This is a genomic window from Ochrobactrum sp. XJ1, from assembly GCF_024701725.1.
Lineage (GTDB): Bacteria > Pseudomonadota > Alphaproteobacteria > Rhizobiales > Rhizobiaceae > Brucella > Brucella anthropi.
In genome coordinates this window covers 260,039-282,716 of the sequence record NZ_VDGD01000002.1, presented here as the reverse complement: position 1 = coordinate 282,716, position 22,678 = coordinate 260,039, and the positions used below count along the sequence as shown (strand labels likewise).

The window sequence follows — 22,678 nt, the reverse complement described above, 5'->3', positions numbered from 1 at the left end:
GGATGCGCCTGTCATAGTGCAAAGGCGCGAAAGGAGAAGAACGCGGAGATTCGTCATCCCCGCGTTCCACAGATTAAAACTTACTTCGCAGCCAGCGTCTTGCCTTCGGTGAAGGCGGCGCGCTGTGCTTCACGTTCTGCGTCCGGAGCCGGAACCAGACCATATTCGGCGAGCGGGCCGTCAGGACCGATCATCTGGTCATTCAGGAAGAACTCAACATATTCCTTCAGACCCGGGATAACGCCGAGGTGAGCCTTCTTCACGTAGAAGAACAGCGGGCGCGACACCGGATATTCGCCCGAAGCGACGGTTTCAGCCGAAGGGGTGATGTCGTTGACAGTCGCAACCTTCAGCTTGTCAGCGTTGTTTTCGAAGAAGTAGAGGCCGAAAACGCCAACGCCGGTCTTGTTAGAGTCGATGCGGGCGAGCGTTTCGGCATAATCGCCGTCGATGTCGACAGCTTTGCCGTCCTTGCGCACTGCGATACAGGCGGAAGCGGCAGCCTTGTCGTCAAGACCGGTCTTCTTGATTTCGTCCAGAGCGCCGGAGTGCTTGCAGCCGTCGGCAAGAACCTTTTCTTCAAACACTTCGCGGGTGCCATGCTTTTCGCCTGGGATATAGGCAGCAATGTCCCAGTCCGGAAGGTTCGGGTTGACCTGGTTCCACTTGGTGTTTGGATTGTCGACCAGCTTGCCGTCGACGACGAGCTTGGCTGCGAGAGCCTTGTAGACATCTTCCGGCTTCAGCTTCCAATCCGGACCCTTGGCGTCGGTCGCGAAGACGATGCCGTCATAGCCGAAGCGCACTTCCTGAACATCCTTGACGCCAGCGTCGATGCACGACTTCAGTTCCGAGTCCTTCATGGCGCGCGATGCATTGGCGATATCGATGGTGTTTTCACCGACGCCCTTGCAAAATTCCTTGATGCCTGCACCCGAACCGCCCGATTCAACAACCGGTGTCTTGAAGTTCGGAAAGGTTTCGCCGAACGTTTCGGCGACGATTTTTGCATAAGGCAGAACGGTCGAGGAACCGGCAACCTGAATCTGATCGCGCGCCTGAGCGGCGGAAACCGACATAACAGCAGCAATAGCAATCGCTGCGGTCGAGGAAATCATCTTGTTCATGAGCTGCGGCTCCTGTTGTAAAAGACATATGACGATGTGGCGTCGTTAGCCCTCTACGCGCTCTATATTACATTCATATGACACTATTGTTACAGGTTTGTATCAGAGCCGCTTGCCAGTGATTTTGTGGGGTTCTGCCGGTCCCTGAACCGGCAAAGATTTCAGCGCTTGAGCGGTTCCGGTTAACACAGAATCGTGGAACCGACCTATCTCTTTGTTTGTATGCATTATCCGACGCAAAACCACTTCGCACTTTTGCTGGAAATGCTCTTAGAAATGCGGCAAACGCGCACCGAGATCTTCAATCCCCGAAACATCGACATTGGCGAAGGCAAAGCGCAGAAATGCTTCCTGCCCATCACCGAAGAACCGGCCTGGCAAGGTGAGGATGCCAAGTGACTTCGCAAGGCGCTCGGCAACCTCGACCGATGAGGCATCAGGATAAGGGTGACGGACGAAGGCGAAGTAGGCCCCAACCGCCTCCACATGCCAGCCTTCGATATTGGCCATGACCGACCGCAATGCAGAGGCACGCCTTGCAATCTCGCCGCGATTATCGTCACGCCAGCCGGTCAAGGGCTCGATGGCGCGTGCGACTGCGACCTGTGGCGCGCGGCTTGCGCATATCTGCAGATTGTCCATGACTTTTGCAACGTTCTCGACCATCGCCTTGCCCGCGACAATCGCACCAAGCCGGTGCCCCGGAATGCAGAACGATTTTGAGAAGCTGTAAAGCTGGATCAGATGCGACGGCCAGTCCGCCTCGTCAAAAAGCCGATGCGGCGGTTCATTGGCATCGGCCATAAAATCGCGATAGGTCTCGTCCAGAATGAGCCATGTTCCATTGTCGCGACAGAGCGCATAAATTTCTGCAAGGAGCCCATCCGGATAAATTGCCCCCGTTGGATTGTTCGGAGTGACAAGCGCCAGCGCCGCAATACCCGGACGAAGCGCAGCCCGGACATCTTCCACGCTGGGGATGAAGCCATTCCGGGCATGGCAGGGCACCGAACCGGATGCGATGCCGAGCATTTCAAGCGATGAACGATGGTTGAAATAGAAGGGATCAGTGGTCAGTACCGTATCGCCGCTTTGCGCTACGCACATGATGGCAGCGATGAAGGCCTGATTACAGCCGGATGTGATATGGACGTTGGCAACATCTATCTGTGCGCGATAAAGCTGACCGACATACGCCGCATAAGCCCCGCGCAAAATCTTTTCACCCTCGATCGGACCGTAACCGGCGGAAGCCACCGATCCCGCTGCCTCGCCCAGAAAGCGCAACATATCGGGATGCGGAGGATAGCCGGGAACAGCTTGCGACAAATCAATCAGAGCACCACGCGACCCGTCATAGTCCCGCGCCCAGGCCTGCACCGCTGGAATGGGCGGCGCGGAAAGGCGATTAATCAGCGGATTGACGGCAGGCAAGGACATTGGCGGCTCCCATGGTGGTTTCGGCCACTCTTATCGCGATCGCTGGTGTGGTTGAAGCCATTATTCGCTCGGACGCGAAAGCACGTAAGCAGCGGAACCGAGCATGAAGATCGTTACTGCTGTTGCCAGCACCCAGCCGGGTTTCGCGCCCCACCAGAACAGGCCATAACCGACCGTCATACCAAGACAGGCATAAAGCTTTGCACGTGGCGGAATGGCTCCACGCTCGCGCCATTTTATGACCAGAGGACCAAAACGCTGATCGGCAAGCAGGCGAGCCTCAAGCTTCGGCGATGATCGTGCAAAGAACCACGCGGCAAAAATGATGAAGATCGTTGTTGGCATGACCGGCAGGAAAGCACCGATGATGCCAAGCGCCAGCATAAGGAAGCCGAGGCAAAGATAGAGTATCCGCTTACCCGCCGAAATTGCTGGCGAAGCGGTCTCGATCCTGTCTTTTTCCGGGTGGTCCTGCATGGCGTTCCATCGTCTGATCTGGACGCTTATAACAGGATTCTGGCGCTTTCGTGCAGGTTCACAGCGGTCAAAGAAATGTCATCCCACTGCCTTTCAGCCCCTGTGGATAACTTTTTTGAGACCGGTAAGGAATTGTAAAACACAGTCATAAATTGCAGCTTTGCCCCCGAAATGCCTTATTTCCTTAACTTCGCCACTCAGGATGAAAACTTGTTCTACAAATAAAAATTGCAACGCAATCGCACCGAACCTCCGTCCGGGTAAGCAGTTCTTCTTGCAATCAATGCGCGAAAACAAGGCGCAGCATAGGCTGCCGCAGATTCCTAACGAATCGTAAACGGTATTACAGCAACCAAACAGAATCTTTCCTAATATTCCTTGGTTATGTTTATCTGATTAAATAAACAACGTGTAGTATAGGATGATTTTCCCGATGCGATATAGATTCAATTATCGCATAATGTTCTCATTCGAACCACGTCAGCGCCACATTTAGATTCCAGTTCGCGATTGTCTTTCTCAGCGACAACTGTGGGACACCCCGTTAACAACTAGTGGATCTGGCATGACTTTCAAGACCCGTATGGCTATGCTCGCCGTTGCGGCAACCGGTCTTCTCGCGACCACCGCAATCGAGGCTTCAGCACAGCAATGCGGCGGTGCCTCCTGGTACGCCCTCACTTCCCGTACGGCTTCGGGTGAACGTATGAACCCGGCCGGCCTGACCGCAGCACACCGCACCCTGCCGCTTGGCAGCAAGGTCAAGGTTACCAATCAGAGAAACGGCAAGTCACTCGTCGTGCGCATCAACGATCGCGGCCCGTTCATCAAGGGACGCGTCCTCGACCTGTCGAAGGGTGCCGCAGGCCGCCTTGGCTTCATCGGCGCTGGACACACCAAGGTCTGCTTTACGCCGCTTTGATTTCGGCGACATTTCGTCCGACTGCTGGATATGGAGCATTTCCGATCTAAGTTCGATCGTTAGAAATGCTCCATCGAATTGTTTTCGGCATTTCCTTGCCCCAAAACCGGTTCCCACTTTTGGGTGACATGCCTATTTCCGGTCCAGCCGGTCGGTGAACCAGCGGGTCAACTTGATCCAGACCTCGTCCTTTTCGGCGGCATCCTCGATCCCGTGTTCAAGATTGGGATTGTCGTTGACCTCGATCACCACCACGCCATCGTCCGTTTCCTTCAGATCGACGCCATAGAGTCCGTCGCCGATGCAGCGTGCCGCGCGTAGCCCGGTTTCCAGAACCGATGGCGGCGCATCACCCAGCGCATAGGAACGAAACCCGCCTTCCAGAGGCTTGCCGCCCGTATCGTGCTTGACGATCTGCCAATGGTTCTTGGCCATCATGTACTGGCAGATGAAAAGCGGCTTTCCGTCGAGAACGCCAACACGCCAGTCGAACTTCGTCGGCATGTATTTCTGCGCCAGCAGAAGATCACTATCCTCCAGCCATAAAGTGGCGAGCGCTTTCAGTTCGGCAAAATCCTTCACCTTCTTCACGCCGCGCGAAAATGACGAATCCGGTATCTTGATGACCATCGGAAAGCCGAGCATGTCGGCAGCGCGTTCCAGATCCTCCTCACCTGCAATCATCACCGTCGGCGGAACCGCCACGTCGTTCGCCTGCATCAATTCGTGTAGATAAACCTTGTTGGTGCAGCGGATCATGGAAATCGGATCGTCGATGACTGGCATGTTTTCCTGCTGCGCCCGCCGGGCGAAACGGTAGGTGTGATTGGAGATCGATGTCGTCTCACGGATGAACAGTGCGTCATAGTTGGCAAGCCGCGGCAGATCGCGCTTGCCGATCGGCTCTACTTCCACCCCGAGCCGGGCTGCGATTCTTGCCCAATGCTTCAGCGTTGAAACGGTCGAGGGCGGCATAGCTTCCTTCGGATCGCACAGCGTTGCGAAGGAATAGCGCGCTGGCACCTTTGGGCGCGCGGCGCGCCATTCACGCTGGGTATAGCGATCAAGCGCGTCCTCGAAGCGTTCCTTCTGTGCTTTGGTAAACTTGGTGATATTCGCAAAGCCAATCTTCTGGATTCGCGCCCATTCACCGGGCTTGACCGTGACTTCCAGCGACGGCGCGCGAAACCAGTCGAAGAGCAGCCGTCCGAAGCGCTCAAATTCGGGATTATCGGCAAGACCGAAATGCACGTGGATTGTTTCGGGCGCCCTTTCCGGATGCTTGCCGAGCGCCTTGTTCAGCATGTCTTCGAGTTCGGGAATAGCGTTTTCATAAAGTCGCCGTTCCGACAGATCGATCATCGTTTCCACAGAGGGGATGATGCGATGCCCCCGCGCTTCAGCCAGAAGCGAAGCGTAATAGCCACGGCTTTGATAAGCGTAGGAGCGCGACAGGTTGATGATGCGCGGGCGCAGCTGCCCGTTGAAGAGAGCAGGATGCGCGAGATAGTCACGCGTGGTCATGACCTTGTGCGGCGTCGCCCCATTGTCGATATCCGAGAGGCGCCCTACCAGAATGACGCAGATCGTCATCAGTCCGTCCTTTTTTCCAGAATAACGGCCGCCCTGAGCCCATCACTGCCGAACCGTGCGATGCGGTCGAAAATGTGGAAGGGAACAGGGACATTTGCAGCATCGGCAATGGTTTCGCCGAGCTCTTCCTCCACCCAGGGGTCATGAATAAGAATATGCCGCCCATCTTCGCCATGGGCGAGCACCCAGTGCGGCACTTTCTTGCCGAACATATGATAACCGCTGATCAGCACGATCACTGCCGCCCCACGGCGCAAGGCAGCCAGAATGTCGTGCAGCGTGAAACCGCGATAGTCCACCGGAATTGCATAGGCTTCTGTACGCTGGCGGAAATCGGTCTGCGCCAGTTGCATCACCTTGCGCTTTTCTTCCGAACGCACCGATTGCAGGAAAAGCATGTCTTCGATGGAAACGATGATCGAAGCTTTCAGACCGCGCTCATGCGCAGCGACCGCAAGCCCAAACGGCTCACAACCGCCCGGCCCCGACATCATGTAGATCGTCGTCGCATCGCGCCAAAGGCGGACTTCCAGCACGGGGTCGAGCTGCGTCTCCCGATTGTGCCGGGCAAGCACCATCATCAGGCAGGCTGCACCGCAGGTAAAATCAGTCGTCTGCTCGTAATAGGGAAAGGCCGTGACGGGTGAAATGTCACCGCGAACCGTCTTTTCGAAACGCAGCGCATCCGAATGGTCAGCGTAGTAATCGAGATAGCGTCCAATGGGGCGGTAGCCATGCCGCTTGTAAAGCGCGATGGCGCGTTCATTATCCTCGCGCACTTCCAGCCGCAGCAACGGACGGTCGTGGTCGTAAGCTGCCGTTTCCGCCGCCTGCAACAGAAGAGAGCCGACGCCCTTGACCTTGGCCTCCGGGTCGACGGCTATCGAGTAAAGTCGCGCAAGCGCGGTGCCATGACGGAAAAGAATCATCGCATAGCCGATGACCGTGCCGTCCATTGTTGCAACAATGGTTTCTGCGGTTGGTCGTGCGATGAGGGCGCGAAATGAACGGCGAGAAATCCGGTCTGTCTCGAAACAGCGCTCCTCGATGCGCAGGAGCGCATCTATGTCGTCTGCCGTGGCCTTGCGCGTCGTTGCGCCTGTCATCTTTTGGCCTTTGCAAAGGGATCGTTACGATCCGGTCGACACCAACATTGGCTTATTCGAGGCAAAAGACAAGCGCCCGGACCGTGGCAAAATTATGAGTGATTTTTACCGCCAGATCGGTTCCGCACAGCCGCAAAAACTCAATCAATAATTGCAATTTTTGGCACCACCCGCGTTAACCATTAATTAAGAAGTCCGGCGTGCCCAAGGCGAACTGAATTGACTCTGGAGTATTTCAGACATTAACGTTTCGTTAACAAATGAGTAACTGGCGAAAGCCAAAGGGCGTTGAGTATGTTTTGCGTTGTTCGCTCGACCACAAAGATTATGGCAGTCGCCGGTTTTGCAGTTTCGCTGCTGATGGCAAGCTTTGGTGCGGAAGCCGCCTCCGGCGACTTCATGCAGACCGGCAAGCTGACCTCGCAGCCGATTGGACATTATGAATTCTGCAAGCGCGAAGCCAAGGAATGCGGCATCACCAGCCGCGACACCCGCGCACTGCAGCTCGACCATTCAAACTGGCAGCGCATCGTCGAGATCAATCTTTCGGTCAATGAACGTATCAAGCCGATGACCGACATGGAAATCTATGGCGTCGAGGAATACTGGGCTTACCCGACAACCGTCGGTGACTGCGAAGATTACGTCCTGCTGAAGCAGCGTGAATTGCAGAAGGCCGGCATTCCGATCACCGATCTTCTGATCACTGTCGTTCGCAAGCCGGACGGCGAAGGTCATGCAGTCCTCACCGTTCGCACGGATCGCGGTGATTTCGTTCTCGACAATCTGACCGATGAAGTCATGCGTTGGAACGAGACCGATTATACTTATCTGAAGCGTCAGGCAGCCAACGATACCGGTCGCTGGGTTACCATCGAAGGCCCGGACAATCTCCTCGTCGGCTCGGTACGCTGACACAAAACCTTTCCCATATGTTTTTGAAAGCGTCCCGGAATGTGCTATTCATTCCGGGTCTAAAAAGGAGAGGTCGGTGCGGTTAGCCCGATCCCCGTTGCAAAGCGGGTCCTGGCCTTCGCAATTGTTTTCATTTCGGCAGATGCGTTGAGTCCCTTGACCTTACACTCCGATGCAATGGTGTATTGGAGAACAAAAGGTCTTGGTCATGAAACAGCAAATCTCCGTCATTACAATTGGTATCGCCGACCTCGAGTGCTCACGTCGTTTTTACACGCAGGGTTTCGGCTGGGCACCTGTTTTCGAGAATGAAGAAATCATCTTCTATCAGATGAACGGTTTCGTTCTCGGAACCTTCCTGAAAGCTTCGCTCGAAACCGATATGAACCGCAAAGGCCTCCAGCAGCCCGGCGCATTTTCTCTTGCACATAATGTGGAACTGGAAACGGATGTCGTGCCACTGATGGACCGGTTGGTTGGGGCTGGTGGCAAACTGGTGCGTTCGGCTGACGCGCCGAGCCATGGTGGTTTTCGCGGCTATGTCGCCGATCCTGACGATCACGCCTGGGAAATTGCATGGAACCCGACCTGGGCCATCGATGAGAATGGCCTTGTAACGTTCGGAATATGAACTCGATGGGTTGGCAACAGGGCGCGAAATGCGCCCTGTTGTTTACAATGATACGGCTATTGGGGGGCGTATGAAGAAAATCTACTTTATCTCGCATCCGGAAGTCGTGATCGATCCCGCAAAGCCTGTTCCGTCGTGGAACCTGTCGGAGCGCGGAATTGAACGGATGCGCTCCTTTGCCAACCAGCCTGAACTGCAATCGATCACATCGATCTGGTCCAGCACGGAAGCAAAGGCAATTGAAGCTGCTGAAATTCTGGCGGATATTTTAAGAGCCAGTCCGTTGCCCGACAGCCGCTTTAACGAGATCGACCGAAGCGCCACTGGCTTCCTGCCCGCCGAACAACACGAGACTGTAGCCGACCAGTTCTTTTCCGCACCCGAAGCAAATATTCACGGCTGGGAGCGGGCCATCGATGTGCAACAACGCATCGTGGAAGGTTTTGAAGCGGTGAAATCATTTCCGGCCTCCGGAGACATCGCGATTGTCGGCCACGGTGGTGCCGGTACGCTGCTGCTCTGTTTTCTGGCCGGACGTCCAATCAGCCGCCAGTATGATCAGCCCTTTCAGGGCCATTACTGGTGTTATTCTTGCGAAGACAGGTCCGTCCTCCATCACTGGAAGCCGATAGCGCCACGCTGAAATTTCCTCGTCATACTGTCTAAGCTACATAGCAGTTCCGCAGACTGACCATTTGCGTTATTCTCCGATTCTGGTTGCTTCCAAGCCTCCCCCCTCCGTCCGGGAAAGCATTTTTCATGCAGGAAGATGAAATCATCGAACCAACTGTTCGGGCACATGCACAAGGAGGGACTGCAATGACAGCTCGTCACAGGAGGTTTATCGATGCGGTTATCGTCACCTATCTATCACCTGAAGCGGCTTGCCAAGCGTTTGGCAAATGATGCTGATATTCCACTTCACGAAGCGCTTGATCGCGTTGCCGCGCAGGAGGGTTACAGAAGCTGGAGCCTGCTCGTTAACAACACATCCGCTCCCGTTTCTGCTCGCGAAATCTATGGCTATCTCAAGTCCGGCAGCATGGTGCTGATTGGCGCCAGACCGGGCCATGGGAAAACCCTGTTGAGTCTTGATATAATGATTGAGGCCATGCGAGATGGCAATTACGGCCTTTTCTTTTCGCTTGAATACACTGAGACGGATATCGCCGGACGCTTCAAGGCACTCGGCGTCGATCGCGATAACTTCCGGCATCTATTCCGTTTCGATTGCTCGGATGCCATCTGCGCGGATTATATGATCGCCAAACTCGACGCTGCTTCGACTGGAACCGTCGTGATCGTCGATTATCTGCAGATTCTCGATCAGAAGCGGGAAAAACCCGACCTGTCGACCCAGATTGCGGCGCTCAGGTCATTTGCTTCAAAGCGAAGGCTCACCATTCTGTGTATATCGCAAATCGACCGTTCCTTTGATCCAGCGGCAAAGCCGTGCCCAGGGATCGAGGATGTTCGGCTTCCCAACCCGCTTGATCTCACATTGTTCGATACATGCCTCTTTCTCAACAATGGCGAGATTCGCGTGCAATCGCGTGATCGGATGAAGACGCTTGAAAACATGACGTCGTAGAAGATGTTCAGGCTACGGAAACCAGCCTTTCCGCACCCATGCGATAGGATATGGCGCTGGCCAAATGAATGCGACCGACTTTGTCGCTCCCGTCCAGATCGGCCAGCGTCCGGGCGACCTTCAGAATGCGATGATAAGCGCGGGCAGAAAAACGCATCTGCTCGCTTGCGTCACGCAAAAGCTTGAAGCCTGCCGCATCCGGCTCAGCAACCTGTTCGATCAGTTTGGCCGAGCAATAGGCATTGGTCAGGGACGGTTCCAGACCGAGCGCTGAATAACGCTGGGTCTGAATCGCACGAGCGCGGGAGACGCGTTGCGCGACCGTCTCGCTCGTTTCCGACCGGGATGGCTTGATGAGATCGAAGGCAGAGACGGCAGGCATATCCACCCGCAAGTCTATACGGTCGAGAAGCGGGCCTGAAATACGCGCCTGATAATCGGCCTGACAACGGGGCCCCCGCGCGCAGACATGACCGGGTTCGCCCGCCATACCACAACGGCAGGGATTCATGGCGGCGATCAGTTGAAAGCGCGCCGGATAGCTGGTGCGATGATTGACGCGTGCAATGAGACATTCGCCGGTTTCGAGTGGCTGACGCAAGGAATCCAGCACCTGTGGCGAGAATTCCGGAAACTCGTCCAGAAACAGCACGCCGTTATGCGCAAGCGATACCTCGCCCGGACGCGCACGCAGTCCACCGCCGACCATTGCCGCCATCGACGCCGAATGATGCGGCGCGCGGAACGGACGGCGATCTGACAGTTTTCCACCCGAAAGCTCACCCGCAATCGAGGCGATCATCGATACGTCCAGCAATTCGCGCGGAGAAAGGCGAGGCAGAATGGATGGCAATCGCTGAGCAAGCATGGATTTGCCGGATCCCGGTGGCCCGACAAGCAACAGATTGTGATTGCCCGCAGCAGCGATCTCAAGCGCTCGCTTGGCGGTCTCCTGCCCTTTGATATCGGCAAGATCGAGTTCCGTTTCACCGGAAAGCCGCATGGATGGTTCCGGTCGGGTCAGAACCTGCGTGCCGCGAAAATGGTTGGCAAGGGCGATGAGACTGCGCGGAGCCAGGATATCGATATCGGCACCTGCCCAGGCTGCTTCTGGCCCGCAGGAATACGGGCAGATAAGCCCTTTCTCATCCCGGTTCGCACCGATTGCAGCAGGCAGCACGCCTGCCACCGGCGTTATCGAACCATCGAGCGACAATTCACCCAGAACGAGATAGGACTGGATTGCATCCGCCGGGATAGCGCCGATCGCCGCCATAAGCCCGACAGCAATGGGCAAGTCATAATGCGACCCTTCTTTCGGCAGGTCGGCAGGTGCCAGATTAACCGTCACCCGTTTGGTCGGCATGGAAAGGCCCGAGGCGTGCAACGCCGCTTGCACCCGCTCCCGGCTTTCTGCCACGGCTTTGTCCGGCAAGCCGACAATGGACATGCCCATCTTGCCCGGCGCGACCATCACCTGCACGTCGACAGGCACAGCTTCTATGCCTTGAAAAGCAACTGTTCCAACCCGCGCGACCATGTGCCCCCGCTCGCCACGCACCACATCTCTTAAGTGAGTAAAGACTCAAATACAACTTAGAGAGTTAAGCACGAGCGAGCGGTAAACTCAAGAACGTTAAGAGAACAAATTAACGCTTGGCTTCGACCGCATCCCAGAACAGGGCTGCTATATTAGTCCCGTCGAAACGCTGGATTTCGCGGATACCAGTTGGAGAGGTAACGTTGATTTCGGTCATGTAGTCGCCGATCACATCAATGCCGACCAGAATGAAACCACGTTCTTTCAGTGATGGGCCAATGCGCTCGCAAATCTCGCGTTCACGTGGCGTAAGCTTGCTTTGTTCCGCACGCCCGCCGACATGCATGTTGGAACGGGCATCGGTTTCCGACGGCACGCGATTGATTGCGCCGACAGGTTCCCCATCAATCAGGATGATGCGCTTGTCGCCGGCGCGTACGTCCTTCAGATAACGTTGTGCAATGAACGGCTCCTTGAAGAGCTGACCGAACATTTCCAGAAGCGAGGTCAGGTTGCGGTCACCATCGGCCAGATGGAAGACGCCCGCACCGCCATTACCGTAAAGCGGCTTCAAAATGATGTCGCCGAACTCGCGACGGAAATCCATGACTTCCTGCGGGTCCTTGGTGATGAGCGTTTCCGGCATCAGGTCGGGAAACTCTGTCACAAAGATTTTTTCGGGGCTGTTGCGCACCCATGCCGGATCGTTGACAACCAGTGTTTTCGGGTGAATCCGCTCCAGAAGATGGGTGGTGGTGATATAGTTCATGTCGAAGGGCGGGTCCTGACGCAGAAGCACCACATCCATTTCCGACAGGTCGCGGCGGATCGGCTCACCCAGCGTATAGTGATCGCCCTTGACGTCGCGCACTTCCATCTTTTCCAAGCGGGCGGAAACGACACCATCGCGCATCGAAAGCCGGTCTGGCGTATAATGGTAAAGCTCATGACCGCGCTTCTGCGCCTCGAGCGAAAGGGCGAATGTGGTATCGCCCGCAATGTTCACCGTGCTGATATGGTCCATCTGGACCGCGACTTTGAGAGCCATGATTTCCTCGCGATTCGAAGTTGCGGGAAATCTAAAACGGAATGACTGGGCAACATAGTCCTTTCTCTCAATCCGTTCTCGGGCGTTGGCTGTGCACTCACAATGCTTGAAGTTGAACTGGATCAGCTTTCATCCGTTGATTATGTTGGATGCAATCGCTTCGGGCGTCTCGGGAGGAAAAAGTGACCGTCGTTAAAACTACCCTGTTTGCCGACCATGTAGCAGAACTGGGCGAAGGCCCCGGCTACGATCCACTGAGCGGAAATGTCTGGTGGTTCGATATTCTCGGTCAGAAACTGATCGAGAAGAACTGGGACAGCGGTGAAATCCACGTCCATGCGCTTGGCATGAAGGCCAGCGCCCTCGCCGTTATCGACCGTGACCGGCAGTTGATCGTCAGTGAGCATGGGCTGTTCATCCGCGAACGCGCCAATGGGCGACTGACCCTTCATCACCCGCTTGAAGCCGACAATGAAATTACCCGTTCCAATGATGCGCGCGTGCATCCATCAGGATCGTTCTGGATTGGCACGATGGGCAAAAAGGCCGAGACCGATGCAGGCTCGATCTGGTGGTATCGCGAAGGCCAGGTGAAAAAGCTTTTCTCCGGTATCACGATCACCAATTCAATCTGCTTTTCTTCCGATGGAAAGATCGCCTATTTCGCCGACACGGATCGCAACATCATCTGGCGGGTCGATACGGATCCTGAGACCGGCCTACCGATATCCGACAAAAGCGTCTTCCACCACCGGGCCGAAGAAGGCGGTGTCGATGGCTCGGTCGTTGATGCGGACGGCACGCTGTGGAATGCCTGCTGGGGCGGCAGTTCGCTCAATGCCTATTCATCGCAAGGCCGCCTGATCCGCTCGATTTCACTGCCGGTCCGCCAGCCATCATGCCCTGCTTTTGTCGGACCGGATGCAACGGTGATGATCGTGACCAGTGCCAATGAAGGACTCGACGAAGAGGCTCGCCGTTCCGATCCCCATGCCGGAAAGGTTCTGCTGCTCGATCTGACGCTTGCCGGACGGCACGATCCGCCGGTCCGGCTCTAAACAGCAAATAAAAAAAGAGCCCCTGCGGGCCCTTTGATTTAGAGCATAATCCGACCGAAGTGAAACGAGGATCGATAAGATTATGCTTAAAATATAATAGGTTAGAGTTCCGATCAGATCCTATCTGATCGGAACTCTAAACGCCTTCGACGATGACGATTTCACCATCCGCAACCGTCTGGCGGATCGCCTTCGCCGCCTGATATTCCGGCGAATTATAGCAATCGAGCGCGTGCTGCATGGTTTCGAATTCGATGATCACGTTGCGGGCGCGACCTTGTCCCTCAACTGCATCAGCCGTGCCGCCACGAGCGATGAAATTTGCACCATAACGTTCAAATGCCGGTTTCGCCGTTGAAACATAATCCTTGTATCGCTCGGGATCACGGACATCCACACGGGCAATCCAGTAGGCTTTAGTCATGCTGTTTCCTCCACTAGCTCGCAATCTTTTCCACCGCATTATCCCGCGCAAAACCGCTTCGCACTTTCGCTGGAAATGCTCTAGGCAACGGAACGCATTTCGTCGAGAATGGCAAGGGCTGCGGCTTTGCGATCAACGGCACCAACAATCGGACGGGCAACGACCAGATGGCTGGCTCCGGCCTTCAAGGCATCCGCGGGGGTCATGACCCGTTTCTGGTCGCCCTTTTCCGAACCGGCGGGACGAATGCCCGGCGTAACGATGGCCATATCCGGGCCGACCGCCTGACGGATGGCTGCCGCTTCGACCGCGGAAGCAACAATGCCGCCCATACCAGCCTCACGCGCCTGAACGGCGCGTTTCAGCACCAGCGTTTCGGCATCGTCAGAATAACCTGCTTCCCGCAGATCGGCATTGTCCATTGAGGTTAGAACTGTCACGCCGAGCAGGCAGAGGTCTGATCCCTTGGCGGCTTCCACCGCTGCCCGCATCGCTTTCGGATAGGCATGAAGCGTGAGCATGGAAACACCCATCTTCGCGACATTCTCAACACCCTTCGCGATGGTGTTGTCGATATCAAGCAGCTTCATGTCGAGGAAGACTTTCTTCTTCGCCGCCACAAGGCTTTTTGCGAAATCGAGACCACCCGCAAAAACCAGCTGATAGCCGATCTTGTAGAAGGAAACAGTGTCGCCCAGCTCTTCGACCGCCTTCTCAGCATCGGCGATGGTCGGCACGTCGAGGCCCACGATCAAGCGCCCGGATGCTTGATCGCGCAAATCTGTCGTCGTCATGAGAGTCTCCGTGGTGATTTTTATTCTCTTCGCACAACAAGACTCGTTACGAAAGAGACGGAATCAGCTTTTTGCTTCTTCCACCCGTGCGATGAGGCTGCGGCAGACAGCGGAGAGCATTCTCGCGCTGCGTTCTTCTTTCAGCGTACCATCGTCATTGAACGCCACCGATGCATGACCGACCGAGCATTGCTCGGTGACGATCTGTACGCCGACATTCATCAGAACGGCGCGCAGGTGGTAGAGTCCACGCATACCGGCAAACATACCGTCGGAGCTGGAACAGAGGCCGACAGTCAGACCGGCATAAGGCCTGAACGGCCTGTCTCCGTCTCTTGAAATGCGACTGACCCAATCGATGGTGTTTTTCAGAAGCGGCGGGATCGATGCATTATATTCCGGCGAGCAGATCATCAGACCGTCCTGTTCGGCAAACAGGCGACCGAGTCGCATGGCGTTCTCGGGAACGCCATGCTCGTTTTCCAGATTCTGATCCATGATCGGCAGCGGATAGTCGGCAAGCGTGATGCGCGTGACTTCAGCACCCTGCGCCCGTAGTTCCTTCTCGGCGGCATCTGCCATATGGCCGGAAAACGCGCCAATGCGAACTGAACCCGCGAAGACGAGAATACGTGCAGTCATGAAAAGCCTCGTGCAAAACTAGTGGATTGAATTTGACGTTTGAATCCCGACTGAATGAGATGCTGTTTCAAACGTCAAATTCGAAAAATCCACTAGATACATAAAGTTACTAGTGGTCATTACGATTCCGACATTTGCTCGACGCTTGTATCAGAGGGACGCAAATGTCGGAATCAGACCACTAGACCAAAGGGCTGCGATAAACCCAAAGCTGCGCCGGTGGCACATTGCGCACCACGAAATCATAGTGCTGGACCGTATAATTGCCGCGACCGGCTGGAACCGGTGGCAAGGGACCATAGGTGATCTGCATCAGAGGCCGTCCGTGTGGAATGCGTGAAAGCAGGCTTTCCACGAGCTGGATGCGCTTGTCCATCGGGAAATTGAGCATCGGCACCGCAGAGATGATGCAGTCGAATTTCTGGTCTTTCTTCTCACCCAACGCGCTATCGAGATCGAAGGCATCGCCCTGAATGATGTTGACCTCCGGAAAGATCGTATTCAAGTGATCCACGAAATCCTGCGAATATTCGATGGAATAGAGGTCAGCAGGTTTCACGCCCTGTTTCAAGATCGCCTTGGTAATCACGCCCGTGCCCGGTCCGAGTTCCAGAACCGGAAGACCGGAACCGGTATCGATGACGCTCGCCATACGGCGCGCGGTAATGGAACTCGTCGGCAAAATAGCGCCGACCGCTTTCGGCCCGTCTATCCATCCCTTGAAAAAACGGATCTCCTCATCGAACTTAGCGGCCAGTTTCCTGCCGAGCTGTCCTGCCATTCTTGCTGCTCCCATTGTCGTTATTGGACAAGTTTATGCCGCTTTGAATTCCCTAAGCAAGGCGTGAATAAGGAAAAGAACAAAAAAGGGAGCCAAAAGGCTCCCTTTATTATTCACCGATACCTTCAAAGAATTCTTTCATCCTTGAGAAGAACCCCGCTGATTTCGGGCTGTTCTCTTGCGAGGAAAGCTTTTCGAACTCTTCCAGCAGTTCACGCTGGCGTTTGGACAGGTTCTGCGGCGTCTCAATGTCGATCTGTATATAAAGATCGCCAACGGCGGCCTGACGCAGAACCGGCATGCCCTTGCCCTTGAGGCGGAACTGCTTGCCGTTCTGTGTGCCGTCCGGAACCTTGACCCTTGTCTGCGTGCCATCGAGTGTCGAAACTTCGAACTGGCCGCCAAGCGCCGCAGTCGTCATCGAGATCGGCACCTTGCAATAAAGGTCGGAACCGTCGCGCTGGAAGAACTCATGCGGCTTGACCGAAAGGAAAATGTAGAGATCGCCCGATGGGCCACCGCGCATACCGGCCTCGCCTTCACCGGAAAGACGGATACGGGTGCCATCCTCAATGCCAGCAGGAATATTGACCGACAATGAACGTTCCTGGGTGACGCGGCCTTGACCATGGCACTTGCCGCAAGGGTCCTTGATCATCTGTCCGCGACCGTTACAGGTCGGGCAGGTGCGTTCCACCGAGAAAAAGCCCTGGGCAGCGCGAACGCGGCCCGAACCCGAACACATGGTACAGGTGGTCGGCTGGGAACCGGCCTTTGCCCCGGAACCGGAACATTCGTCGCAGGTGATGGAAGTCGGAACGCGAATCTGCGCGGTCTTGCCCGCATAGGCTTCTTCCAGCGTCACTTCCATATTGTAGCGAAGATCGGCGCCGCGTTCGCGTCCGCCATTGGAGCGACGACGACCGCCACCCATCATCTCGCCAAAAATGTCTTCGAAGATATCGGCAAAACCACCAGAACCGCCAAAACCGTTACCGAAGCCGCCGCCCATGCCACCATTTTCAAAGGCTGCGTGACCGAACCGGTCATAAGCGGCACGCTTCTGCGGATCCTTCAGCGTTTCGTAAGCTTCGCCGATTTCCTTGAACTTGCGTTCAGCTTCCGGATTGTTCGGATTGCGATCCGGATGGTACTCCATCGCGAGCTTGCGAAAGGCGGTTTTCAGCACCTTATCGTCTGCCGTTCTTTCAACACCCAGAGCTTCGTAGTAGTCGATCTTCATCAGTTCGTTATCCCGGCGGCAGGAACGCGCCTTTTGCTTTCACGGACATCGTATCCCGAAACCGGTCCCCAGATTCGTGCGACACGCCCCAAAAGCGTTCAACACTTGTCAGGGGCCAGCGTTTCCAATTGTTCATCTATCGAAGCGCCTTCCGACTCAATGTGTCAGAGCAGCACTCCGGGTTTCAGCGTCAACACCACTTTGCCCGAAACCGTCTCATGCTTTTCAAGATGTATGCAGGCCAGCGCGATTTTTCAAATAGAGGCTGATCTGCCTGATATTTCCATCGGTACTTTCTACCGATACCGGCCAATATGCAGGCTTATACAAAACCTGCGAATATGAACATCTCGAAAATTGGCAAAAGCCCGGGGCAGAGCCCCGGGCTTGAGCGTATAGAGCCTGAAATTACGACTTCTTCTTGTCGTCGTCGATTTCTTCGTAATCGGCGTCGACAACATCGTCGTTCGAAGCAGCTTCTTCGCTACCGCCGGCAGAACCGGTTTCAGCAGCCTGAGCGGCCTCATACATGGCCTGACCAAGCTTCATGGAAGCTTCGGCGAGCGTCTGCGTCTTGGCTTTGATGTCCTCGGCATCGTCGCCTTCAAGCGAAGTCTTGAGGCTTGCGAGAGCATCCTCAATGGCCTTCTTGTCATCAGCCGAAACCTTGTCACCATATTCGCTCAGCGACTTTTCGGTCGAATGAACGAGGCTTTCGCCCTGGTTCTTGGCTTCCACGGCATCGCGGCGCTTCTTGTCCGCTTCGGCATTCGCCTCGGCGTCCTTGACCATCTTTTCGATGTCGGCATCGCTCAGACCGCCGGATGCCTGGATGCGGATCTGGTGTTCCTTGCCCGTGCCCTTGTCCTTGGCCGTCACGTTGACAATACCGTTGGCGTCGATGTCGAAGGTCACTTCGATCTGCGGCACGCCACGCGGTGCGGGCGGAATGCCGACGAGGTCGAACTGGCCGAGCATCTTGTTGTCGGCAGCCATTTCACGCTCGCCCTGGAAGACGCGGATCGTCACGGCCGACTGGTTGTCTTCGGCGGTGGAGAAGGTCTGCGACTTCTTGGTCGGGATCGTGGTGTTGCGTTCGATCAGACGGGTGAACACGCCGCCCAGCGTTTCGATACCCAGCGAAAGCGGGGTCACGTCGAGCAGCAGAACGTCCTTGACGTCGCCCTGCAGAACGCCTGCCTGAATTGCCGCGCCCATGGCGACGACTTCATCAGGATTAACGCCCTTGTGCGGCTCCTTGCCGAAGAAGGCCTTCACGACTTCCTGAATCTTCGGCATGCGAGTCATGCCGCCGACCAGAATCACTTCGTCGATTTCGCCAGCCTTGAGACCGGCATCCTTCAGCGCTGCCTTGCAAGGCTCGATGGTGCGCTGGACGAGATCGTCGACCAGGCTTTCGAACTTGGCGCGCGACAGCTTGATGGCAAGATGCTTCGGACCGGTCTGGTCGGCCGTGATGAACGGCAGATTGACTTCGGTCTGCTGCGCGGACGACAGTTCGATCTTGGCTTTTTCGGCAGCTTCCTTGAGGCGCTGCAGAGCGAGCTTGTCGTTCTTGAGGTCGATGCCGCTTTCCTTCTTGAACTCGGCCACGAGGTATTCGACCAGACGCATGTCAAAGTCTTCACCGCCGAGGAAGGTGTCGCCATTGGTCGACTTCACTTCAAAGACGCCGTCACCGATTTCGAGGATCGACACGTCGAAGGTACCGCCGCCAAGGTCATAAACAGCAATGGTCTTGCCTTCGTTCTTGTCCAGACCGTAAGCGAGCGCAGCAGCCGTCGGCTCGTTGATGATACGCAGCACTTCAAGACCGGCGATCTTGCCGGCATCCTTGGTTGCCTGGCGCTGAGCGTCGTTGAAGTAGGCCGGGACGGTGATAACCGCCTGCGTAACCGTTTCGCCGAGATAAGACTCAGCGGTTTCCTTCATCTTCTGAAGGATCATCGCAGAAACCTGCGACGGGGAATATTTCTTGCCGTGGACTTCAACCCAGGCATCGCCATTGTCGCCCTTGACGATCTGGTATGGGACAAGGTCCTTGTCCTTGGTAACCATCGGGTCGTCAAAGCGGCGGCCGATCAGGCGCTTGACCGCAAAAATGGTACCTTCCGGATTGGTGACGGCCTGACGCTTTGCAGGCTGGCCGATAAGACGTTCGTCACTATCCGTGAATGCAACGATCGAAGGGGTTGTACGCGCACCTTCGGCATTTTCGATGACCTTCGCGTTTTTGCCGTCCATGACGGATACGCAGGAGTTGGTCGTTCCTAGATCGATACCAATTACTTTAGCCATATTTCTCTCCATTCAGCAAACCGCCAAGACCTCTACCGAGCGTTCCATGGGCGGTTCCTATCGGTTTCACAATGCGCTTTTCACGATGCTTGTCCAGATACCGGACCGGTTTCCAGACGCACATCAATGCCCTGTGCGAGGCGTATATAAGAAACGCGGTTTTTTACTGCAAGTCACAACAGCCAAGCTGAGGCAGATTCCGCACCCGGAAATACTGACAGGGACCTATCGACGTACGAAATAGGGGTCGCCGCTGCACTACATAGTGCGCGCCGACCATCATACCATAGCCGATTTGCCGTCTTTTGCCGCTCGGTAGATCGCATCGATGAATTTCTGGTTCGCCTTCGAGTTTTCAAGCGAGAAAAGCCGCGCATCCTTATCGCCACGCGCAGCACGCACAAAACTCTCGGCCTGAAGCTGATAATGATTGGCGTCACCGAACGACCATTCCGTCGCCTTCGTGTGACCGGCATCGAAAAGCGCGATGCTGCCATGACCATATTTGCCGGTATTGAACGGCGCATAGACTTCGATGAAGCCCTTGTCGCCATGGAAAACCATCGTTTGTCGAGCGCCAAGTTGCGTGGCGACATAGAAAGTCAGGTCAAAACCGTCGAAGCGCGCCGAAACATTGGCATAACGGTCGGTGCCGAAGGCCGGATCATATTCGACCGACGCCTGAACCGACACCGGTTCCTGACCGGTAACCATACGGGTTACCACGGTCGGATAGACGCCAATATCCGGCAGGGCGCCGCCACCCAGTTCCGGCTGGTTGCGCATATTGCCCGGATCGACATTGAAATAGGAAAAAGCGCCCTGCACATGGCGGAGCCTGCCGATAGCGCCTTCGGCCAGAAGTTCCTGCAGCTTGATCCACTGCGGATGGTAATAGACCATGAAGGCTTCAGCCATCGTAACCTTATGCCTGTCACGCGCGGCAATAAGCTGGTCGATATCGTCGGCCTTGAGTGCAATCGGCTTTTCGCACAGGACATGCTTGCCTGCTTCAGCCGCCTTGAGGCTCCATTCGATATGCTGCGAGGTCGGCAGCGGTATATAGACGCCGTCGATAGCGTCGCTGGCCAAAAGTTCTTCATAGGAACCGAATGCCAGCGGTGCACCGAAACGGTCGGCGACGGCGCGTGCCCGCGACAGGTCGCGGCTTGCAATGGCATGAACAATGCCATTTTCGGACGCGCAAAGCGCTGGAATTACCTGCGTGACGCCAATCTTGGCAGTTGAAAGGATACCCCAACGAAACATGCTGTTCCCTCTTTCATTCAAAGCAAGAACCGGACTCATTCCGGCGTGTCCCAGTCCTGAACTCTCAGTTCCGGCCAGAATTTCAGCGCGCGGGTTGCCTTGATCTCATGCGTTTCGCGGTTATCGATGGCACGATTGGGCCGAATGCGAAATGAAAAAATATCGTCAAAGCCGAATGGAGCGTGGATGAGCAGCCCATCTTCCGTCACCTCGCCGTCTTTTGCCAGCCGCGCACCCACACAATGGGCAATCGTCGAATAGCGTTCTATCGATTCGGTCGCAGAGCGAAGCGGTGCATAGGGCTGTCCAAAGCGCTTTTCGAACCACAGATGCACCCGCGCCTGATTGCGAACTTGCACCGGAAGCGGAAAGTCGCGGAAGACGTCAGCCCCGCGGGTGATAACCGCATCCTCTGCCTCCCAGGAGAGATCGCTGCTGTCGAAATAGATAATATCGAGATCCTTGATCCCATGCAGAGCCTGTCGCCTAGTCAGCCGATTCCAGATGGTGTTGTAGAGGGCACCGGAGACGAGCCAGAATTTGGATGATTCCCCGCCGAGTTCATGCAGCCGATGCAGCGCATCCGTCAGCAGCGGACTTTCCAGAATCATCTGTGAAAAGATATCCCGCTGCCGTGCGAGTGGCAGACCGGCATGACGCAAATGGTTCGACGTTGCCTTCATTGACCGCTCCCCGACCCATGGCGATAAAAGTCGATGAATGCGCGCAAGGCCGGGCGCATCTGGCGGCGGCTTGGATAATAGAGATAAAGCCCGGCGAAAGGCTGGCACCAGTCTTCCAGGACCCGGACAAGACGTCCATTCGCCAATGCATCGTGAACATAGGCTTCGAACAGATAAGCAAGCCCCGTACCGTTCAGGGCCGCTTCCAGAATAACCCTGTCGTCATTGACAATCAGAGGTCCCTCAATGGCGATTTCCTGCACTTCGCCCGCTTTTTCGAACTCCCAGCGATAGGTTCGCCCGCTCGGAAAGCGATGGCGAATACATGCGTGCTGCAAAAGATCGCGCGGTTCGACGGGAGCTGGACGGTTATTGAAATAAGCCGGTGCCGCGACGATTGCCGCACGAACATGCCCGGTCAGCCGCGTTGCAATCATGTCCGCTTCGAGGCTTTCACCAAGACGCACACCTGCGTCGAAGCCCGCCGCCACGATATCGGTGAAGCCATTTTCCACCCGCAGGTCGAGTGTAATATCGGGATAAGCTCTGGCGAACTCGCCCAGACGCGGTGCAATGACAAGCTGCGCCGCCACATAAGGCGCCGTGATACGCAGCACCCCCGACGGACGATCCCGCGAATCGACGGCGGCGCCCAAAGCCGCATTGATCTCCTCAAGCGCCGGTGCCAGCCTCTCCAGCAATTGCCTCCCGGCCTCCGTCGGGGCAACGCTGCGCGTTGTGCGTGCAAGAAGACGCACACCCAGACTGTCCTCCAGTGTTGCCACTGCGTGGCTGACGGCTGAAGGTGCGATCGCCAGTTCCCGTGCTGCGCCACGGAAACTTCCATGCGCGGCAACGGCGGCTAGAACGGCAAGCTGTGACAGTTGACTTCGATTCATTGTTACAAATTACAGAACAAGCCGTGAAAATAAATCGGTATTCTCGAACTGATCACCCTGTTTTATGGTTCGCAACATGATCCCGGGCTTGGGCGCAGGCAGCTTGAAGGCGCGTCCACCCAGAATCTCCTCCCGATCCTCCCGCACAATTTTCAGTACTTTCAATCAGCCATTCG

22 protein-coding genes are annotated in these 22,678 nt (G+C 55.8%); 6 read left to right on the top strand and 16 right to left on the bottom strand.

Annotated features, from left to right (window positions below; all coding sequences use genetic code 11):
• Nucleotides 1-80: 80 nt before the first annotated feature.
• The 3 genes from FG152_RS04170 to FG152_RS04160 form a co-directional block, all read right to left on the bottom strand.
• Entirely contained in the window at nucleotides 81-1,127 is a 1,047-nt protein-coding gene (locus FG152_RS04170) for a PstS family phosphate ABC transporter substrate-binding protein (RefSeq protein ID WP_010657751.1), read from the bottom strand.
• A gap of 270 nt (nucleotides 1,128-1,397) precedes the next feature.
• A complete protein-coding gene (locus tag FG152_RS04165) occupies nucleotides 1,398-2,561 on the bottom strand; it encodes an aminotransferase (RefSeq protein WP_029926190.1) in 1,164 nt (387 codons plus the stop codon).
• A 66-nt stretch (nucleotides 2,562-2,627) separates the two neighbouring features.
• On the bottom strand, nucleotides 2,628-3,044 hold the full coding sequence (locus FG152_RS04160) for a YbaN family protein (RefSeq protein WP_029926192.1): 417 nt from the start codon (nucleotides 3,042-3,044) through the stop codon (nucleotides 2,628-2,630).
• A gap of 565 nt (nucleotides 3,045-3,609) precedes the next feature.
• Here FG152_RS04160 and FG152_RS04155 point away from each other — a divergent pair.
• Nucleotides 3,610-3,966 carry a septal ring lytic transglycosylase RlpA family protein gene (locus tag FG152_RS04155; RefSeq protein WP_010657747.1) on the top strand — a complete coding sequence of 119 codons (357 nt, stop codon included), beginning with the start codon at nucleotides 3,610-3,612 and terminating at the stop codon, nucleotides 3,964-3,966.
• 132 nt (nucleotides 3,967-4,098) lie between these two features.
• Here FG152_RS04155 and FG152_RS04150 read toward each other — a convergent pair whose 3' ends face one another.
• Both FG152_RS04150 and FG152_RS04145 read right to left on the bottom strand, forming a co-directional pair.
• On the bottom strand, nucleotides 4,099-5,559 hold the full coding sequence (locus FG152_RS04150; protein WP_012091014.1) for a RimK family alpha-L-glutamate ligase: 1,461 nt from the start codon (nucleotides 5,557-5,559) through the stop codon (nucleotides 4,099-4,101).
• Nucleotides 5,559-6,665, bottom strand: coding sequence for a peptidase C39 family protein (locus FG152_RS04145; protein ID WP_010657745.1), 1,107 nt, complete (start codon nucleotides 6,663-6,665; stop codon nucleotides 5,559-5,561). The genes FG152_RS04150 and FG152_RS04145 overlap by 1 nt, the downstream gene beginning before the upstream one ends.
• Nucleotides 6,666-6,959: 294 nt before the next feature.
• On the opposite strand from FG152_RS04145, the gene FG152_RS04140 reads away from it, so the two are divergent.
• From FG152_RS04140 to FG152_RS04125, 4 genes are all read left to right on the top strand, one after another.
• On the top strand, nucleotides 6,960-7,580 hold the full coding sequence (locus FG152_RS04140) for a transglutaminase-like cysteine peptidase (protein WP_010657744.1): 621 nt from the start codon (nucleotides 6,960-6,962) through the stop codon (nucleotides 7,578-7,580).
• Between the two features lie 208 nt (nucleotides 7,581-7,788).
• Nucleotides 7,789-8,211, top strand: coding sequence for a VOC family protein (locus FG152_RS04135; protein ID WP_029926196.1), 423 nt, complete (start codon nucleotides 7,789-7,791; stop codon nucleotides 8,209-8,211).
• 70 nt (nucleotides 8,212-8,281) lie between these two features.
• Nucleotides 8,282-8,854 carry a histidine phosphatase family protein gene (locus FG152_RS04130; RefSeq protein ID WP_498985326.1) on the top strand — a complete coding sequence of 191 codons (573 nt, stop codon included), beginning with the start codon at nucleotides 8,282-8,284 and terminating at the stop codon, nucleotides 8,852-8,854.
• A 204-nt stretch (nucleotides 8,855-9,058) separates the two neighbouring features.
• Nucleotides 9,059-9,802 (top strand): DNA helicase, encoded by a 744-nt coding sequence (locus tag FG152_RS04125; RefSeq protein ID WP_029926200.1) that lies wholly within the window; start codon nucleotides 9,059-9,061, stop codon nucleotides 9,800-9,802.
• Between the two features lie 7 nt (nucleotides 9,803-9,809).
• On the opposite strand, the gene FG152_RS04120 is transcribed toward FG152_RS04125, so the two are convergent.
• Together FG152_RS04120 and gshB are read right to left on the bottom strand one after the other, a co-directional pair.
• A complete protein-coding gene (locus FG152_RS04120) occupies nucleotides 9,810-11,342 on the bottom strand; it encodes a YifB family Mg chelatase-like AAA ATPase (protein ID WP_191192279.1) in 1,533 nt (510 codons plus the stop codon).
• A 109-nt stretch (nucleotides 11,343-11,451) separates the two neighbouring features.
• Entirely contained in the window at nucleotides 11,452-12,390 is a 939-nt protein-coding gene (gene gshB / locus FG152_RS04115) for a glutathione synthase (protein ID WP_012091021.1), read from the bottom strand.
• A gap of 182 nt (nucleotides 12,391-12,572) precedes the next feature.
• Here gshB and FG152_RS04110 point away from each other — a divergent pair, with 182 nt between their 5' ends.
• Nucleotides 12,573-13,448, top strand: a complete 876-nt coding sequence (locus FG152_RS04110; protein WP_029926242.1) for an SMP-30/gluconolactonase/LRE family protein — start codon at nucleotides 12,573-12,575, stop codon at nucleotides 13,446-13,448.
• 136 nt (nucleotides 13,449-13,584) lie between these two features.
• Here the strand turns inward: FG152_RS04110 and FG152_RS04105 are convergent, their stop codons facing one another.
• The 9 genes from FG152_RS04105 to FG152_RS04065 form a co-directional block, all read right to left on the bottom strand.
• Nucleotides 13,585-13,872, bottom strand: coding sequence for a DUF1330 domain-containing protein (locus tag FG152_RS04105; RefSeq protein ID WP_010657716.1), 288 nt, complete (start codon nucleotides 13,870-13,872; stop codon nucleotides 13,585-13,587).
• 80 nt (nucleotides 13,873-13,952) lie between these two features.
• Nucleotides 13,953-14,666, bottom strand: coding sequence for an orotidine-5'-phosphate decarboxylase (gene pyrF / locus FG152_RS04100; RefSeq protein WP_029926245.1), 714 nt, complete (start codon nucleotides 14,664-14,666; stop codon nucleotides 13,953-13,955).
• 63 nt (nucleotides 14,667-14,729) lie between these two features.
• Complete coding sequence (locus FG152_RS04095; protein ID WP_029926247.1) at nucleotides 14,730-15,308, bottom strand: NADPH-dependent FMN reductase; 579 nt, start codon at nucleotides 15,306-15,308, stop codon at nucleotides 14,730-14,732.
• A gap of 181 nt (nucleotides 15,309-15,489) precedes the next feature.
• The gene (gene pmtA, locus FG152_RS04090) at nucleotides 15,490-16,089 is read right to left on the bottom strand and encodes a phospholipid N-methyltransferase PmtA (protein WP_010657713.1); all 600 of its coding nucleotides are present in this window, start codon (nucleotides 16,087-16,089) and stop codon (nucleotides 15,490-15,492) included.
• Between the two features lie 109 nt (nucleotides 16,090-16,198).
• Nucleotides 16,199-17,332: a molecular chaperone DnaJ gene (dnaJ, locus tag FG152_RS04085; RefSeq protein ID WP_010657712.1), complete on the bottom strand. Its 1,134-nt coding sequence runs from the start codon at nucleotides 17,330-17,332 to the stop codon at nucleotides 16,199-16,201.
• Between the two features lie 408 nt (nucleotides 17,333-17,740).
• Entirely contained in the window at nucleotides 17,741-19,651 is a 1,911-nt protein-coding gene (gene dnaK, locus FG152_RS04080) for a molecular chaperone DnaK (RefSeq protein ID WP_010657711.1), read from the bottom strand.
• A 279-nt stretch (nucleotides 19,652-19,930) separates the two neighbouring features.
• Nucleotides 19,931-20,920, bottom strand: coding sequence for a Gfo/Idh/MocA family protein (locus FG152_RS04075; protein WP_029926250.1), 990 nt, complete (start codon nucleotides 20,918-20,920; stop codon nucleotides 19,931-19,933).
• A gap of 35 nt (nucleotides 20,921-20,955) precedes the next feature.
• Nucleotides 20,956-21,603, bottom strand: coding sequence for a nucleotidyltransferase family protein (locus tag FG152_RS04070; RefSeq protein ID WP_029926252.1), 648 nt, complete (start codon nucleotides 21,601-21,603; stop codon nucleotides 20,956-20,958).
• Entirely contained in the window at nucleotides 21,600-22,502 is a 903-nt protein-coding gene (locus tag FG152_RS04065; protein WP_029926255.1) for a LysR family transcriptional regulator, read from the bottom strand. Before FG152_RS04065 ends, FG152_RS04070 begins: the two co-directional genes overlap by 4 nt.
• Nucleotides 22,503-22,678 lie beyond the last annotated feature (176 nt).